At 70.4% G+C, this 15478-nt stretch carries 15 protein-coding genes; 12 read left to right on the forward strand and 3 right to left on the reverse strand.

The window, feature by feature from the left end:
* From ruvC to DEJ06_RS11265, 8 genes are all read left to right on the forward strand, one after another.
* Positions 1–648 (forward strand): crossover junction endodeoxyribonuclease RuvC, encoded by a 648-nt coding sequence (ruvC, locus tag DEJ06_RS11230; protein ID WP_035808297.1) that lies wholly within the window; start codon positions 1–3, stop codon positions 646–648.
* Complete coding sequence (ruvA, locus tag DEJ06_RS11235; RefSeq protein ID WP_071403844.1) at positions 645–1265, forward strand: Holliday junction branch migration protein RuvA; 621 nt, start codon at positions 645–647, stop codon at positions 1263–1265. The genes ruvC and ruvA overlap by 4 nt, the downstream gene beginning before the upstream one ends.
* Entirely contained in the window at positions 1262–2305 is a 1044-nt protein-coding gene (gene ruvB / locus DEJ06_RS11240) for a Holliday junction branch migration DNA helicase RuvB (RefSeq protein ID WP_111039335.1), read from the forward strand. The genes ruvA and ruvB overlap by 4 nt, the downstream gene beginning before the upstream one ends.
* Before the next feature lie 90 nt (positions 2306–2395).
* The gene (gene yajC / locus DEJ06_RS11245; protein WP_111039336.1) at positions 2396–2797 is read left to right on the forward strand and encodes a preprotein translocase subunit YajC; all 402 of its coding nucleotides are present in this window, start codon (positions 2396–2398) and stop codon (positions 2795–2797) included.
* A 91-nt stretch (positions 2798–2888) separates the two neighbouring features.
* Positions 2889–4640, forward strand: a complete 1752-nt coding sequence (secD, locus tag DEJ06_RS11250; RefSeq protein WP_111039337.1) for a protein translocase subunit SecD — start codon at positions 2889–2891, stop codon at positions 4638–4640.
* Complete coding sequence (gene secF, locus DEJ06_RS11255) at positions 4640–5644, forward strand: protein translocase subunit SecF (RefSeq protein ID WP_071403841.1); 1005 nt, start codon at positions 4640–4642, stop codon at positions 5642–5644. The genes secD and secF overlap by 1 nt, the downstream gene beginning before the upstream one ends.
* On the forward strand, positions 5644–5991 hold the full coding sequence (locus DEJ06_RS11260; RefSeq protein ID WP_111039338.1) for a rhodanese-like domain-containing protein: 348 nt from the start codon (positions 5644–5646) through the stop codon (positions 5989–5991). Before secF ends, DEJ06_RS11260 begins: the two co-directional genes overlap by 1 nt.
* 69 nt (positions 5992–6060) lie before the next feature.
* The gene (locus DEJ06_RS11265) at positions 6061–8385 is read left to right on the forward strand and encodes a bifunctional (p)ppGpp synthetase/guanosine-3',5'-bis(diphosphate) 3'-pyrophosphohydrolase (protein WP_228513657.1); all 2325 of its coding nucleotides are present in this window, start codon (positions 6061–6063) and stop codon (positions 8383–8385) included.
* A gap of 138 nt (positions 8386–8523) precedes the next feature.
* Here the strand turns inward: DEJ06_RS11265 and DEJ06_RS11270 are convergent, their stop codons facing one another.
* The 3 genes from DEJ06_RS11270 to deoC all read right to left on the reverse strand — a co-directional run bounded on the left by DEJ06_RS11270 (position 8524) and on the right by deoC (position 11108).
* A complete protein-coding gene (locus DEJ06_RS11270; RefSeq protein ID WP_181436743.1) occupies positions 8524–9096 on the reverse strand; it encodes a type IV toxin-antitoxin system AbiEi family antitoxin in 573 nt (190 codons plus the stop codon).
* Positions 9097–9289: 193 nt separating this feature from the next.
* A complete protein-coding gene (locus tag DEJ06_RS11275; protein WP_111039382.1) occupies positions 9290–10243 on the reverse strand; it encodes an ROK family protein in 954 nt (317 codons plus the stop codon).
* A gap of 133 nt (positions 10244–10376) precedes the next feature.
* Entirely contained in the window at positions 10377–11108 is a 732-nt protein-coding gene (deoC, locus tag DEJ06_RS11280) for a deoxyribose-phosphate aldolase (protein ID WP_111039340.1), read from the reverse strand.
* 43 nt (positions 11109–11151) lie between these two features.
* Between deoC and DEJ06_RS11285 the strand changes: the two genes are divergently transcribed.
* The 4 genes from DEJ06_RS11285 (at position 11152) to DEJ06_RS11300 (ending at position 15316) form a co-directional block, all read left to right on the forward strand.
* Complete coding sequence (locus tag DEJ06_RS11285; RefSeq protein ID WP_258372419.1) at positions 11152–12684, forward strand: SDR family oxidoreductase; 1533 nt, start codon at positions 11152–11154, stop codon at positions 12682–12684.
* Positions 12681–13265 carry a GDSL-type esterase/lipase family protein gene (locus tag DEJ06_RS11290; protein WP_071403838.1) on the forward strand — a complete coding sequence of 195 codons (585 nt, stop codon included), beginning with the start codon at positions 12681–12683 and terminating at the stop codon, positions 13263–13265. The genes DEJ06_RS11285 and DEJ06_RS11290 overlap by 4 nt, the downstream gene beginning before the upstream one ends.
* Positions 13266–13423: 158 nt before the next feature.
* Positions 13424–13714, forward strand: a complete 291-nt coding sequence (locus DEJ06_RS18620) for a DUF6804 family protein (protein WP_051596789.1) — start codon at positions 13424–13426, stop codon at positions 13712–13714.
* A gap of 48 nt (positions 13715–13762) precedes the next feature.
* Complete coding sequence (locus DEJ06_RS11300; RefSeq protein ID WP_111039343.1) at positions 13763–15316, forward strand: stealth conserved region 3 domain-containing protein; 1554 nt, start codon at positions 13763–13765, stop codon at positions 15314–15316.
* Positions 15317–15478 lie beyond the last annotated feature (162 nt).

Below are 15478 nucleotides of genomic sequence, written 5' to 3' on the forward strand. Positions count from 1 at the left end.
GTGCTCCGTGTGCTCGGGGTGGACCCCGGGCTCACCCGGTGCGGCGTCGGCGTCGTCGAGGTCGCACCGAACCGGCGCGCACGGCTCGTCCACGTGACGGTCGTGCGCACCCCGCCGGACATGCCGCTCGAACAGCGGCTGCTCCGCATCGCCGACGGCATCGCCGCCGAGATCGACGAGCACCACCCGGATGCGGTCGCCGTCGAGCGGGTGTTCGCGCAGGCGAACGTCCGCACCGTGATGGGGACCGCGCAGGCGGCCGGCCTGGCGCTGCACGCCGCGGCCGCCCGCGGCCTGCCCGTCGGCCTGCACACCCCGTCCGAGGTCAAGGCCGCCGTCACCGGCTACGGCAACGCCGACAAGCGTCAGGTGCAGACCATGATCGCGCGCGTTCTCGGTCTCGACGAGGCCCCGAAGCCGGCCGACGCCGCCGACGCGCTCGCGTTGGCCGTGTGCCATGCCTGGAGGCTCGGATCACCCGACGCCGCCGGCTCGCGTGCCACGAACCTCACCCCGGCACAGCGTGCCTGGCGGGACGCCCAGGGCGGCACCGTCGACTCGCCGCTGGCCCGCGCGGCCGCCGCCGCGGCCCGCCCGCAGCGTGGCAGGTCGGCGTCGTCGGTGGGCGGCCCTAGGCTCGGAGCATGATCGCGAGTCTCCGGGGCACCTGCATCGACATCGCCGGTTCGGCCGTGGTGATCGAGGTCGGGGGAGTCGGGTACGCCGTCACCGTGACCCCCGCACACGCGCTGACGATGCGCCACGGTTCCGAGGTGTTCGTGCGGACCGCCATGATCGTGCGCGAGGACGAGCACCTGCTCTTCGGGTTCGAGTCGACCGACGCCCTGCAGGTGTTCGACCTGCTCCGCGGGGTCTCCGGCGTCGGCCCGAAGTCCGCGATGGGCGTCCTGGCCCACATGGACCCGGCGCAGATCGCGAACGCCGTCGCGAACGAGGACGACGGTGCCTTCCGCAAGGTCTCCGGCATCGGCCCGAAGACCGCCAAGCTCATCATCGTCGCGCTCTCCGGCAAGCTCGTGGCCTTCGAGCAGGCAGCCGTGGTCGCGGCAGCACGGGGGACCGCAGTGCACCCCGCCGCGGTCGACGTCGTCTCGGCGCTCATCGGCCTCGGCTGGCGCGAGGACGCGGCACAGTCCGCGGTCGACGACGCCGTCGCCAACGAGCCCGGTGCCGCCGCGATGGGCACCCAGGCCCTGCTCCGCGCCGCCCTCGGCGCCCTGCGACCCGCGGCAGCCGGCCGGTGAGCGGCATCACGTCCGCCGGCGCCGAGTCGCCGGAGGAACTCGCGTTCGAAGGTGCGCTCCGTCCGCGCTCGCTCGACGAGTTCGTCGGGCAGCGCAAGGTCCGCGGGCAGCTCGACCTGCTCCTCAAGGCCGCGGGCATGCAGGAGCGCACGCCCGACCACATCCTGATGGCGGGTCCTCCCGGCCTCGGCAAGACCACGCTCGCGATGATCGTCGCGCACGAGACCGGCCGACCGCTGCGCATGTCGAGCGGGCCGGCGATCCAGCACGCCGGTGACCTCGCCGCCGTGCTGTCGTCCCTGGTCCCGGGCGAAGTGCTGTTCATCGACGAGATCCACCGCATGGCCCGCTCGGCAGAAGAGATGCTCTACCTGGCGATGGAGGACTTCCGAATCGACGTGATGGTGGGCAAGGGTGCGGGTGCCACGAGCATCCCGCTCGACCTCGCACCGTTCACGCTCGTCGGCGCCACCACCCGGGCTGGCCTGTTGCCGAACCCGCTGCGCGACCGCTTCGGGTTCACCGCCCACCTCGAGTTCTACGAGAAGGACGAGCTCGAGCAGGTCCTGATCCGTGCGGCCCACCTGCTCGAACTCGACATCGACCGGACCGCCCTGCGCGAGATCGCCGGACGCTCCCGCGGCACCCCGCGCATCGCGAACCGCCTGCTCCGCCGGGTGCGCGACTACGCCCTCGTGCACCGCACCACCGACGGCATGGCCGCGGTCCAGGGTGCACTCGACCTGTACGACGTCGACGAACTCGGGCTCGACCGGCTCGACCGGGCCGTGGTCGAGATCATGCTGACCCGGTTCGACGGGGGCCCGGTCGGTCTGAACACCCTCGCCGTCTCCGTCGGCGAGGAATCCGAGACGATCGAGTCGGTCGTCGAACCGTTCCTCGTCCGGGTCGGTCTCGTGACGCGCACGCCCCGTGGGCGCATCGCCACACCACGTGCGTGGCGGCACCTCGGCCTCACCCCGGGACAGGCCGACGGCGGGCAGCCGGGGCTCTTCGACGACCAGGACACCGACGACTGAACGCCGATCAGTCGAGTGACATGCCACGGACACCGGCGTGCCCTAGACTGCTACGGCCCGAAACCGAGCAACCAGAGAAGGCAACGCATCATGGGTCAAGAAGTCATCCTCATCGTCATCGTCGTGGCGTTCGCGGCCTTCATGTTCTACAACAGCCGCAAGCGCAAGAAGCAGCAGGCCGAACTCGTGGACAAGATGGTCCCGGGCGCCAAGGTCATGCTGTCCTTCGGCCTCTACGGCACGCTCCTCTCCGTGAACGAGGAGAAGGTCACCGCTGACGTCGAGATCGCACCGGGGACCATCGTCACCGTGCACCGCCAGACCCTGTCGCGCGTCGTCGACGACAACGCGTCCGACGTCGAGACCACCACGACCACCGAGGACGAGCCGAAGCCCGTGGCCGAGCTCAACGGTGAGCCGGTCTACGGCGAGCGTGTCGACACCGACCGCGTCGACGAGACCGACGTCACGAAGCGCAAGTCCGACGACTGACGCCCTCGGCCGCCGGGTCGTCTGACCCGGCGGCTTCCCTCTGCCGTCGCACGGTGTGCCGACGGTCCTGAACAGAAAGACGAGACGACCGGTGGCACGATCGACACCCGTCAAGAAGGCGCTGCGCTCGCTCACCTGGTTGGTGATCCTGATGGCGATCCTCGCCGGCGTGAACACCGCCGCGTCGATCCTCGCCGGCTCTTCGAAGGACGACACCGACAAGTGGTACCAGGGCGCGAGCTGGGTGCCGGAGCTGGCTCTGGACCTGCAGGGCGGCACGCAGCTGACCCTCGCGGCGCAGAACACCGAGGGCGACTCCGTCACCTCGCAGCAGCTGCAGCAGGCGGTGAACATCATCCGCCAGCGCATCGACGCCACCGGTGTCTCCGAGTCCGAGATCAACACCCAGGGCGCGAACAACATCGTCGTCTCGATCCCGGGTCGCCCCGACAAGGCCACGATCGACCGCATCGAGGCCGCAGCCAAGCTGACCTTCCGCCCGGTGCTCTTCACCGAGGCCGCGACGAACTCCGCCGTCGGTGACGACGGCAAGGACACCGCATCGGCCACGCCGTACTCGCCGCCGGCCTCGCTCGCCGCGACGCCGAGCGCGAAGCCGACGAACGCGAGCGACCTGAACTGGGTCACGCCGAAGTTGCAGGACCTGTACACCAACTACAACTGCGCCGCTCCGGACGACGTCACCACGGCGCCCGACGACGAGCCCCTGGTCACGTGTGACCAGGACGGCGCGGGGAAGTACATCCTCGGTCCGGTCGAGGTCTCAGGTGCCGACATCAGCAACGCCACCTCGGGTCTCGCCACCGACTCGCAGGGCACGTCGACGGGCCAGTGGGCCGTCAACCTGACGTTCAACGGCGAGGGCTCGAAGGACTTCCGCACCGTCACGAACCGTCTCGTCTCGCTCCAGCAGCCGCAGAACCAGTTCGCGATCGTGCTCGACGGTTCGGTCATCACCGCACCGACGACGAACTCCGCGATCACGAACGGCAAGGCGCAGATCACCGGCTCGTTCACGGCCGAGTCGTCGAAGACCCTGGCGGACCAGCTCAAGTACGGTGCGCTGCCGATCAACTTCCAGGTGCAGTCGAACGAGAACATCTCCGCGACGCTCGGCACCGCGCAGCTCATCGGTGGCCTCGTCGCCGGCCTGATCGGTCTGATCCTGGTGATCATCTACTCGGTCATCCAGTACCGGGCCCTGGCGTTCGTCACCGTGCTGTCGCTCGGGATCGCCGCCGTGCTCACCTACCTGGTGATCGCGATCATGTCGTGGCGCGTCGACTACCGCCTCTCGTTGGCGGGTGTGGCGGGTCTCATCGTCGCCATCGGCATCACGGCGGACTCGTTCATCGTCTACTTCGAGCGCATCCGTGACGAACTCCGTGACGGCCGTGCCCTCGAGAGCGCGGTCGAGTCCGGCTGGAAGCGTGCCCTCCGCACGATCCTGGCGTCGGACGCGGTGAACTTCCTCGCCGCCGTGACGCTCTACGTGCTCGCGGTCGCCGACGTGAAGGGATTCGCGTTCACGCTGCTCCTCACGACCCTCATCGACATCGTGGTGGTCGCGCTCTTCACCCACCCGATGATGCAGCTCATCGCCCGCAGCCGGTTCTTCGGCGAGGGGCACCGGTTCAGCGGTCTCGACCCGGCAGCACTCGGTGCCGTCTACCGGGGGCGCGCACAGTTCCGCGCACCCGTCGTGGACGGCAAGCGCCAGCGCAGTGCCGGTGAGGCACAGCGCCGACAGACGATCGCGGAGCGGAAGGCCCAGCAGGCCTCCGGCGACAACGGCTCGACGCCGGACGGGAAGGACGACTGATGGCCAGCTTCAGCCAGTTCGGCAGCGACCTCTACACGGGGAAGCGGTCGTACGACATCATCGGGCGCCGGAAGACCTGGTACCTCATCGCCCTCGCGATGATCCTGATCTCCCTGGTCACCCCGTGGCTCCGTGGCGGGTACCAGCTCGGCATCGAGTTCACCGGCGGCTCGGAGTTCACGATCTCCGACGTCAAGACGCTCGACCAGAACATCGCCACCGAGACCGTCGAGGACGTCGTCCCGGAGTCGATCCCGCGCGTCTCGCAGCTCGGCACGCACGGCATCCGGGTCCAGACCGGGCAGCTCACCGACCGGCAGACGACCGAAGTGCAGGACGCCCTGGCGAAGGCCTACGACGTCCCGGAGAGCCAGGTCGCCGCGACCTTCATCGGCGCGACGTGGGGTGCCGACGTGCTCGCGCAGGCCATCCGTGGTCTCGTGATCTTCCTCGCCCTCGCCGCGGTCTTCATGACGCTGTACTTCCGCACCTGGAAGATGTCGCTGTCCGCGATGGCGGCGCTGCTGCACGACCTGCTCATCACGGCCGGTGTGTACGGCATCGTCGGGCTCGAGGTCACGCCCGCGGCGGTCATCGGCTTCCTGACGATCCTCGGGTACTCGCTCTACGACACCGTGGTGGTCTTCGACAAGGTGCGTGAGAACACCGCGCAGGAGTCGATCCGGACGTTCAAGCAGTCAGTCAACCTCGCGGTCAACCAGACCCTCGTCCGATCGATCAACACCTCGGTCGTGGCACTGCTGCCGGTCGCGGCGATCCTCTTCATCGGGTCGTACGTGCTCGGCGCCGGTACGCTGCGCGACATCTCGCTCGCACTGTTCATCGGCATCATCGTCGGCACCTACTCGACGATCTTCATCGCGTCGCCGATGTACGCGCAGCTGCGCGAGAACGAGCCGAAGATCAAGGAGTCGGACGCCAAGAAGACCGCGGCGGCCGAGAAGCGCCGGCGTGAGGTCGACGCAGCGGAGGCGAACGTCTGATGCCCATCGAGATCCAGGAGATCGACGTCGCCGAGGCCCAGCGCCGCATCGACGCCGGAGCCCGCCTGTTCGACGTCCGTGAGCAGGGGGAGTGGGACGAGGTCCACGCTCCCCAGGCCACGCTCGTGCCGATGTCGGAGTTCGTGGACCGCTGGCAGGAGATCGACGGCGGCGACCAGCCGGCCATCATCGTCTGCCACTCCGGCGGCCGTTCGTCGCGCATCGTCGCGGCGCTCGAGCAGTCGGGGGTCCGGGCCGTCAACCTCTCCGGCGGCATGCTCGCCTGGGAGCAGGCGGGGGCACCGGTGGAGCGCGACGCCCAGGGCGAACCGCGTCACGGGCACTGACCGGGGACGCGTAGTCTTGTCGGATCGAGCTCGGATCGAGCTCTCGGACCGAGTCCTGGGAGGCGCATCATGACGGACACCCGCGAAGAGCCGTCCGCGCCGAGCCGCCCGGGTTCCGCCCCGCGGCCCTCGAGCCCGATCGGTCCGAACACCACCGGCAACCTCGGTTCCCTCCGCTCGCTGCTGCCGCGCCTGTTCTCGCGCGCCCAGCCGGCCGGCGCCGTGGACACACTGATCCGCACGGTCCGCTCGCACCACCCCAAGGCCGACGTGACGCTCATCGAGCGGGCGTACTCGGTCGCCGAGCGCGCGCACGACGGGCAGAAGCGCAAGTCCGGTGAGCCGTACATCACGCACCCCGTCGCGGTCGCGCAGATCCTGGCCGACCTCGGCATCGGCACGATCACCATCGCGGCCGCCCTCCTGCACGACACGGTGGAGGACACCGACTACCAGCTCGATCAGCTGCGAGCCGACTTCGGCGACGAAATCGCGATGCTCGTCGACGGCGTCACGAAGCTCGACAAGGTCAAGTACGGCGACAGCGCCCAGGCCGAGACCGTCCGCAAGATGGTCATCGCCATGTCGAAGGACATCCGCGTCCTCGTCATCAAGCTCGCCGACCGCCTGCACAACGCCCGCACGTGGGGCTTCGTCGAGTCGACCTCCGCCACGCGCAAGGCGAAGGAGACGCTCGAGATCTACGCGCCGCTCGCGCACCGGCTCGGCATCCAGATGATCAAGCTCGAGCTCGAGGACCTGTCGTTCGCCGTCCTCCACCCGAAGCTCTACGTCGAGATCGACAGCCTGGTCAAGGAACGCCAGCCGAAGCGCGAGCAGTTCGTCCAGAACGTCATCGGGACCCTGAAGAAGGACCTGAAGGCCGCCAAGGTCCGCGGCGACGTCATGGGTCGGCCGAAGCAGTACTACTCGATCTACCAGAAGATGATCGTGCGGGGTCGCGAGTTCGACGAGATCTACGACCTCGTCGGCATCCGCGTGCTCGTGCCGACCGTGCGCGACTGCTACGCCATGCTCGGCTCGGTGCACGCCCGCTGGACCCCGCTGCCCGGTCGCTTCAAGGACTACATCGCGACCCCCAAGTTCAACCTGTACCAGTCGCTGCACACCACGGTGCTCGGACCGCAGGGTCGTGCGGTCGAGATCCAGATCCGCACGCACGAGATGCACCAGCGCGCCGAGTTCGGTGTCGCCGCCCACTGGAAGTACAAGCAGCGCGCTGCCGGCCGCGACGCAGGCACCTCGTCGACCACGGACGACCAGGACATGGCGTGGCTCGCCCACATCACCGACTGGCAGGCCGAGACCAGTGACCCGGGCGAGTTCCTCGACTCCCTGCGCTACGAGATCGGCGCCAAGGAGACCTACGTCTTCACGCCGCAGGGCAAGGTCATCGGGCTCCCCGCCGGTGCCACCCCGGTCGACTTCGCCTACGCCGTGCACACCGAGATCGGCCACCGCACGATGGGTGCGAAGGTCAACGGCCGCCTGGTCCCGCTCGAGAGCCAGCTGTCCAGTGGCGACGTCGTCGAGATCTTCACGTCGAAGAACCCGGACTCCGGCCCCTCGCAGGACTGGCTGCAGTTCGTCCGCAGTCCCCGCGCGCGCAACAAGATCAAGCAGTGGTTCACCAAGGAGCGCCGCGAAGAGGCTATCGAGCAGGGTCGCGACGCCATCGCCCGGGCGATGCGCAAGCAGAACCTGCCGCTCCAGCGCATCATGAGCCAGGACAGCATCGCCGAGGTCGCCTCGTCGATGCGGTACGAGGACGTCTCCGCTCTGTACGCCGCCATCGGCGAGGGCCACGTCTCGACGCAGTCGGTGATCGAGAAGGTCCTCGGCAACGTCCAGACCGAGACCGAGACGGACGAACCCGAACTCGCGTTCCCGCGCCAGGTCACCAGTCGGCAGCTGCGCACGAGCGACAGCGGCGTGCTGGTCCGCGGTGCGCCCGACATCCTCGTGAAGCTCGCGAAGTGCTGCACGCCGGTGCCGGGCGACCAGATCGTGGGCTTCATCACCCGCGGCCAGGGTGTCTCCGTGCACCAGTCGTCCTGCACCAACGTGAAGTCGCTCATGAACGAACCCGACCGGATGATCGAGGTCGAGTGGGCCCCGTCGTCGAAGTCGGTGTTCCTCGTGCAGATCCAGATCGAGGCGCTCGATCGGTCGGGCCTGCTCAGCGACGTCACCCGGGTGCTGACCGACCACCACGTGAACATACTGTCCGCGACGGTGTCGACCTCGTCCGACCGTCTCGCGCTGAGCCGGTTCGTGTTCGAGATGGGCGACACCATCCACCTCGACCGCGTGCTCAACGCGGTGCGACGCATCGACGCCGTCTACGACGTCTACCGCGTCAGCGCCGGCTAGCGGCAGGGCCCCGCGCGGCCCGCCCGCCGACCGGTCACGAACTGTCGCCTGCGGCCCTGCCAACCGACGGTTCATGACCACTCGGCGAACGTGAGCGGGGTGTTGTGACCACCCGCGCCCGCACCCAGCGCGCAACCCCTACCGCACAGCACCCCCAGCCACGCCCTGCAGCCCCCGCAACCGCCGTTCGGCCTGCCGCACCATGGGGATCGTCCCGAGGGACCTCAGGCGCGCCTGCAGCTCGGCAGCCGTGACCGCCCCGATCGCGAGCAGCCCGTGCACGGCCGTCGCCTCGGCCTCCCCGAACGCACCGGCCGTCGGCCCCGGCGTCCGGAGCAGGTCGACCGTGGTCCGCGCCGGCAGCGTGACCCGCAGCCCCGAGCGCTCGACGGTGTCCGCGAAGTCGATCCGGACCTCTCGCAGGCGGACGTCCGGCCCGACGTGCACGCGCACCTGCGGCGGGATGCAGGCCTCGAGCGGCGCCGGGGGCCGGGACACCGCACCCCAGATCCACGCGGCGGTCAGCGTGCAGGCGATCAGGCGCGCGTCCCGCAGGACCCAGGCGGCAGCGGCGGCGCGCAACGACGGCGTCTGCGGCTCAGCGGGGGAAGCCCAGCAGGGACCGACGGCGACCAGCTCGCCGGCCAGGACCGCCGCACGCAGCTCGGGCTCCGGCCAGTCGTCACTGGTCAGCAGTCGCGGGCGGGGCACCCGCACATCCTGCCCGACCTGCGCACGCGACCGACAGGCCTGTGGACAAGGCACGCACCGACCGGGAGGCCCGTGGCGGGCCCGCACCGCGCCTCCAGGCCGTTGCCGGTCACGTCCACGGCGTGGGCCGCGTCGACGACGCGACCAGCCACGGCCGCGCGCCGGATCGAGCCCGACCGGACGGGACGCGCGCTCAGCGCAGGACGTCGGCGCGGTGCACGAGGGCAGCGGCACCGATGAGCGGACCGTCCTGGGACAACCCGGTGGGCACGATCTGCACCTTCGTGACGAACCCGAACTCGACACGCTCGGCCACGGCCTGCCGGGCGTACTCGAACAGGTCCGGCGTGACGTGCGAGAACCCGCCGCCGATGGCGACGATCTCGAGGTCGACGAGGCTCGTGGCGGCGGCGATGGCCTGCCCGAGCGCGCGGCCGCTCCGCTGGACCGCGGCGACGGCGATCTCGTCGCCCGCGGTGTAGGCGGCCGAGAGCTCCTCGCCGGTCGTGCCCGCGAAGCCCTGACGACGTGCCCAGGCCACGGTCTTCGGGCCGCTGGCGATCGCCTCGAGGCAACCGGTGCCGCCGCAGGCGCAGGGGTCGTCGTAGCCGCCGCACTCGACGTGCCCGATGTGGCCGGCGTTGCCCGTCGGTCCGCTGACGGTGCGACCGTGCAGGATGAGCCCGCCGCCGACGCCGGTGGAGACGATCATGCCCATGACGTGCTCGTAGCCCTGGGCCGCGCCGACCCAGTGCTCGGCGAGGGTGATCGCCAGGCCGTCCATGCGGAGCGTCACCGGGACGTCGTCCGGCACGAGCGCCGCGATCCGGTCGCGCAGCGGGTGGCCACGCCAGACCGGCATGTTGAGCGGGGAGACGAGGCCGTGCTCCTCGTCGACCGGGCCAGCGGAACCGACGCCGACGCCGACGAGCGTCGCGTCGGCGGGCAGCGCGCCGAGCGCGGCCGTGACGACCTCGTCGACGGCGGCCTGCAGCTCGTCCGAGGTGCGCTGCGGCCCGGTGGGGCTGCGGAACCGGGTCGCCGGCAGCACGACGCCCTGGTCGGTGACGAGCGCGGCCTCGACCTTCGTGCCGCCGAGGTCGACGGCCAGGGCGAGGGCGGGGGACTGGGGTGCGGTGCTGGACATGCGCGCTCCGATGCGGCGGTCTGGAGGCCCGGTGCGGGTCGCCGACGCGTCGTCGCGTCCGGTGGGCACCGGCCTGGTCGTGGTGGGTCGTGCTGGGTGCGCGGGCTCAGCCAGGTCGGCTCAGCCCCGTGGGTCAGTAGGACGTCGTGTCGTCGCCGAGCGCCGACGCGGCGCCCGTCTCGGCGCGGTGCGCGACCTCGTCGAGGATGCGGGCCGAGGCGCTCGTCCCGATGCGGTTCGCGCCCGCCTCGACCATCTCGAGCAGGGTGTCGAGCCCGCGGACGCCGCCGGAGGCCTTCACGCCGGTGTCGGCACCGACCGTGCGGCGCATCAGGGCGATGTGCTCGGCCGTCGCGCCACCGCCGGCGAACCCGGTCGAGGTCTTCACGAAGGCGGCGCCGGCGGTCTGTGCCGCACGCGAGGCCGCGACGATCTCGTCGTCGGTCAGGAACGCGGTCTCGAGGATCACCTTGACGACGGTGTCGCCGGCGGCGTCGACGACCGCACGGACGTCCTGCTCGACGCCCTGCCAGTCACCCGACTTCGCCGCGCCGATGTTCTGCACCATGTCGAGCTCGAACGCGCCGTCGGCCAGTGCCTGCAGCGACTCGGCGACCTTCGCCGCGGTGGACGTGGTGCCGTGCGGGAAGCCGATCACGGTGCCGACGCCGACGCCGGTGCCCGTGAGGCGCTCGACGGCGTGGGCGACGTCGCTCGGACGGACGCAGACGCTGAAGACGCGGTGGGCGGCGGCTTCGTCGAGCTGGGCGTCGACGTCCGCGCGGGTGAGTTCGGGCTTCAGGATCGCGTGGTCGATGAGGCCACGGACGGCATCGACGGTGACGGGGAAGGCTGCGTTGTCCACCCGGCAAGCCTACCCGTCAGGCGTGCCGCGTAGCGTGCAGGGCATGCAGGTCCTCGTCACCGGCGCCACCGGGTACATCGGTGGTCGTCTCGTCCCTCGTCTCCTCGAAGCCGGCCACTCCGTCCGGGTGTTCGTGCGCAACCCCCGGAAGCTCCAGGACGTCCCGTGGAGCAGTGAGGTCGACGTCGCGGAGGGCGACCTCCAGGACGCCGAGGCGGTGCGCGCCGCCGTCGACGGGGTCGAGGCGGTCTACTACCTGGCCCACGCGATGGGGGCCGACGGCGACTTCGAGTCGGCCGAGCGCGAGGCCGCCGAGACCATGGCACGCGAGGCGAAGGCGGCCGGCGTCAGCCGGTTCGTCTACCTCGGCGGGCTGCACCCTGACGGCGAGCTGTCCAAGCACCTCCGCAGCCGCAAGGAGGTGGGGGAGATCCTCCTCGGATCGGGCGTGCCGACGGTGGCGTACCAGGCCGGGGTCGTGATCGGCTCGGGCAGCACCTCGTTCGAGATGATCCGGCACCTGACCGACGTCCTGCCGTGGATGCCCGCGCCGCGCTGGGTCCGCAACCGCATCCAGCCGATCGCGGTCCGCGACGTCCTGTACTACCTGGTGGCCGCACTCGACGTCCCTGCCGACGTCAACCGCACCTTCGACATCGGCGGCCCCGACGTCCTGCGGTACGGCCAGATGCTGAACGGCTACGCGGTCGAGGCGAAGCTGCCCCAGCGCCCGATCACGGTCCTGCCGGTGCTCACCCCGCGCCTCGCCGCACACTGGTTCAACGCCGTCACCCCGATCCCGCGCAAGCTCGCGACGCCGATCATCGAGTCGCTGCAGTTCGAGTGCGTGCAGCGCGAGCACGACATCGACGACGTCGTGCCGCAGCCCGAGGGCGGGCTCACCTCGTACCGTCGGGCCGTCCGCCTCGCGCTGAACAAGATGCGCAGCGGTCAGGTGCAGACGAGCTGGCGCAGCGCGACGCTCTCGAGCGCCTCGGCCGACCCGATGCCGAACGACCCCGACTGGGCCGGGCACACGGTCTACGTCGACGACCGGAAGCGGCACTCCAGTGCCTCCGCCGAGGACGTCTGGCGTGTCGTCGAGTCGATCGGCGGCGACAACGGCTGGTACTCGTTCCCCCTCGCCTGGGTCGCCCGCGGCTGGATGGACAAGATCGCGGGCGGTGTCGGCCTGAACCGCGGCCGGCGTGACCAGCAGCGCCTGGAGCAGGGCGACGCGCTCGACTGGTGGCGCGTCGAACGACTCGAGCGCGGCCGGTACCTGCGACTCCGAGCCGAGTTCAAGTCGCCCGGTCGTGCCTGGCTCGAGATGACCGTCACACCGAACCCCGACGGCGGCAGCGACTACCACCAGCGGGCCATCTACTTCCCGCAGGGGCTGGCCGGGCGGCTGTACTGGTACGGCATCCTGCCGTTCCACGGCATCATCTTCCCCGGTATGGTCGAGCGCATCACCGCCGCCGCCGAGCGGGAGTCCGACCACACCGGGTCCACGCAGCGCAACCGGACGCAGCAGACCGGGACCCCCGAGCCGGCGCACGAGGAGGCAGCATGACCGACGACCGCAGCCCCGTCCTCTTCCTGGGGGACAGCATCACCGAACAGGGCGACTGGGACACCTGGCTCCCCGACGAGCACACGCTGAACCAGGGCATCGGTGGCGACACGACCGACGGCGTGCTGACGCGCCTCGACGCCGTCGTCGCCGAACAGCCCGAGGTGATCGTGCTGCTCATCGGCACGAACGACTTCGGCAACCACCGCGCCAGCGCCGAGCACGTGGTCCGCAACGTCGAGACCATCCTGGTCACGCTCCGCCGCGAGCTGCCAGGCGTGCGCCTGCTGCTCGTGTCGATCCTGCCCCGGCAGGCCGAGTACGCCACGAAGATCGAGCAGGCCAACCGGCACCTCCGTCAGTTCGTCGCCACGTGCCACGCGCAGTACCTCGACGCCTGGCCCGCCCTGGCCGACGGCGACCACCTGGACGCCCGCTTCACCGAGGACGGCCTGCACCTGACCGAAGACGGCTACCGTGCGCTGGTCGGCGAGCTGGTGCCGGCGCTCGAGCGCGTCCGCGACCTGCCGCCGATGTCGCGGTCGATCCAGGCGATCGACCTCGACGGCTCCGCGGACTGATGGCCGCACGCAAGGGGCGGCCCCCGGTGGGGTCGTCCCAGCACGGCGTGCCCGCAGGGTCCCCTCGACCCGCAGGGGCACCGCGACCCGCAGCCACCGCACCGGCCAGCGGTACCCGTGCCACGCCGCCCTTCACCCGGCCCGCGCTGGCGCCGTCGATGATCGCGGCGATCGTGCTGCTGGCCTGTGTCGCCATCGTCGACTCGTCGGGCTTCGTCTTCGCCCGCTGGGGCGTCACGGTGCTCGCGTTGATCGTGCTGGTCTTCAGCGTGCGCGGGAAGGTCTGGTGGGCCGCCCTGCTCATGGCCGCCGTCGCCGTCTGCTGGAACCCGCTCGTCACGGTGCCGATCCCCGGACAGGTGTGGGCGGCACTGCAGCTGGTGGCCGCCGCGCTGTTCATCGTGGTGGGCATCGTGGTCAAGGTGCCCCGCGAGTCGGACGGACGGTAGGATCGGCAGGTCGGGTACAGGACCCGGCCGCACACCCGAAGGGCATGGATGAACGACGAGACCGAGCCGGTGACCGAGAGTCCTCTGCTGAACCCTCGACCGTCCTCCGGCGGTCTCGACCGATCCGACGTCGTCGTCCGCAAGGGGCGGCTGACCCTGATCAACGGACACCTCACGCCGCAGCAGTCGATGATCGAGGACCTGCTGTTCCTCGACGACGCGCTCACCGCGGCTGACGTCGACCACCTGCTCATCCGCGGCAACGACCAGCGCCCGGTGATCGCCCTCGACGAGCGTGACCGCCAGCGTGCCGAGAGCGCCGTGATGTCCGCGGCCGTCAACGAGCCCTTCTACGCGAAGCCCCCGGGCAAGCCGGCCGTGCTCGTGCAGGACGACGGACTCGGCTCCATCGAGGAACCCGTGCTCCGCGTGTTCCGCCCGCGGCTCGAGCCGCTCGGACGCCTGCGTTACGGCGCCGAGACGAGCGTCCAGCTCGAGTTCTGGCGCGTCACCGACATCGAGGTCCTCGCACCCGTCGAGAACGCCCTGATGCGTCGCAGCCTGCCGATCGACGAGTTCGTCCTCGTCGACATCGAACGCTACGGCCGCACCTGGCGCACCGTCGAGCACATGTTCGACGATCATGTCTCGGACATCCGGTTCCCGATCGACATCGTCTTCTCGTGGGTCGACGGCAACGCCATCGAGTACCAGCGCGCCCGCCAGGCCGCACAGTCGAACGCCGTCCTGGGCGAGGGCGACGACGCCCCGGCCCGGTTCCGCCAGATCGACGAGCTGAAGTACGCGCTCCGCTCGGTGCACACCTTCGCACCGTGGATCCGCCAGATCTACATCGCGACGGACTCCCCGGCGCCGCACTGGCTCGCCGAGCACCCGAAGGTCCGCATCGTCCGCAGCGAGGAGTTCTTCGCCGACCCCTCCGTGCTGCCGACGCACAACTCGCAGGCCGTCGAGTCGCAGCTGCACCACATCCCGGGCATCAGCGAGCACTTCATCTACTCGAACGACGACATGTTCTTCGGGCGCCTCGTCGACCCCTCGGTGTTCTACAGCCCGGGATCGGTCACGAAGTTCATCCTCGCGTCGACCCGGATCGGCCTCGGCTCCAACAACCCGGCACGCAGCGGTTTCGAGAACTCCGCCCGCGTGAACCGTCGCCTGCTGCAGCAGCGCTTCGGTGCGGTGACGACCCGGCACCTCGAGCACGCCCCGACGCCCCTGCGCGCCTCGATCATGACCGAGATGGAGCACGAGTTCGCCGACGAGTTCGCGGCCACTGCGGCCTCACGCTTCCGCGCCGCCGACAACATCTCGGTGACGAACTCGCTGTACCACTACTACTCGCTGCTCACCGGCCGGGCGATCATCCAGGAGAACGCGGCCGTCGGGTACATCGACACGACCATGGTCTCCGGACTCAAGGCCCTCGACGAGCTGCTGAAGAAGCGGAACGTGGACTTCTTCTGCCTGAACGACGGCAGCTTCCCCGAGGTCAGCGACGAAGAGCGCACGCAGCGCGTGACGGGCTTCCTGGAGCGCTACTTCCCGTTCCCCGCGCCGTGGGAGCGCCCCAGCGCTTAGGACGCGCCAGCGGCCTGCTGGGGCGCTCCGGGCGAGCCTGCGAGCCCGGACCCACGCGGCGTCTAGGACGCGCCAGCGGCCTGCTGGGAGCGTCCCAGCGCTTAGGACGCGCCAGCGGCCTGCTGGGGCGCTCCGGGCGAGCCTGCGAGCCCGGCGCCGGAA

Origin of the sequence: Curtobacterium sp. MCLR17_051 (genome assembly GCF_003234395.1) — a bacterium.
Taxonomy (GTDB): Bacteria; Actinomycetota; Actinomycetes; order Actinomycetales; family Microbacteriaceae; genus Curtobacterium; species Curtobacterium flaccumfaciens.

Bases quoted from the DNA above. Each gene is read 5' to 3' on its own strand.
- ruvA (WP_071403844.1), top strand. From the start codon at position 645: ATGATCGCGAGTCTCCGGGGCACCTGCATCGACATCGCCGGTTCGGCC.
- yajC (WP_111039336.1), top strand. From the start codon at position 2,396: ATGGGTCAAGAAGTCATCCTCATCGTCATCGTCGTGGCGTTCGCGGCC.
- secF (WP_071403841.1), top strand. From the start codon at position 4,640: ATGGCCAGCTTCAGCCAGTTCGGCAGCGACCTCTACACGGGGAAGCGG.
- DEJ06_RS11260 (WP_111039338.1), top strand. From the start codon at position 5,644: ATGCCCATCGAGATCCAGGAGATCGACGTCGCCGAGGCCCAGCGCCGC.
- DEJ06_RS11265 (WP_228513657.1), top strand. From the start codon at position 6,061: ATGACGGACACCCGCGAAGAGCCGTCCGCGCCGAGCCGCCCGGGTTCC.
- DEJ06_RS11275 (WP_111039382.1), bottom strand. From the start codon at position 10,243: ATGTCCAGCACCGCACCCCAGTCCCCCGCCCTCGCCCTGGCCGTCGAC.
- DEJ06_RS11285 (WP_258372419.1), top strand. From the start codon at position 11,152: ATGCAGGTCCTCGTCACCGGCGCCACCGGGTACATCGGTGGTCGTCTC.
- DEJ06_RS11290 (WP_071403838.1), top strand. From the start codon at position 12,681: ATGACCGACGACCGCAGCCCCGTCCTCTTCCTGGGGGACAGCATCACC.
- DEJ06_RS18620 (WP_051596789.1), top strand. From the start codon at position 13,424: ATGATCGCGGCGATCGTGCTGCTGGCCTGTGTCGCCATCGTCGACTCG.
- DEJ06_RS11300 (WP_111039343.1), top strand. From the start codon at position 13,763: ATGAACGACGAGACCGAGCCGGTGACCGAGAGTCCTCTGCTGAACCCT.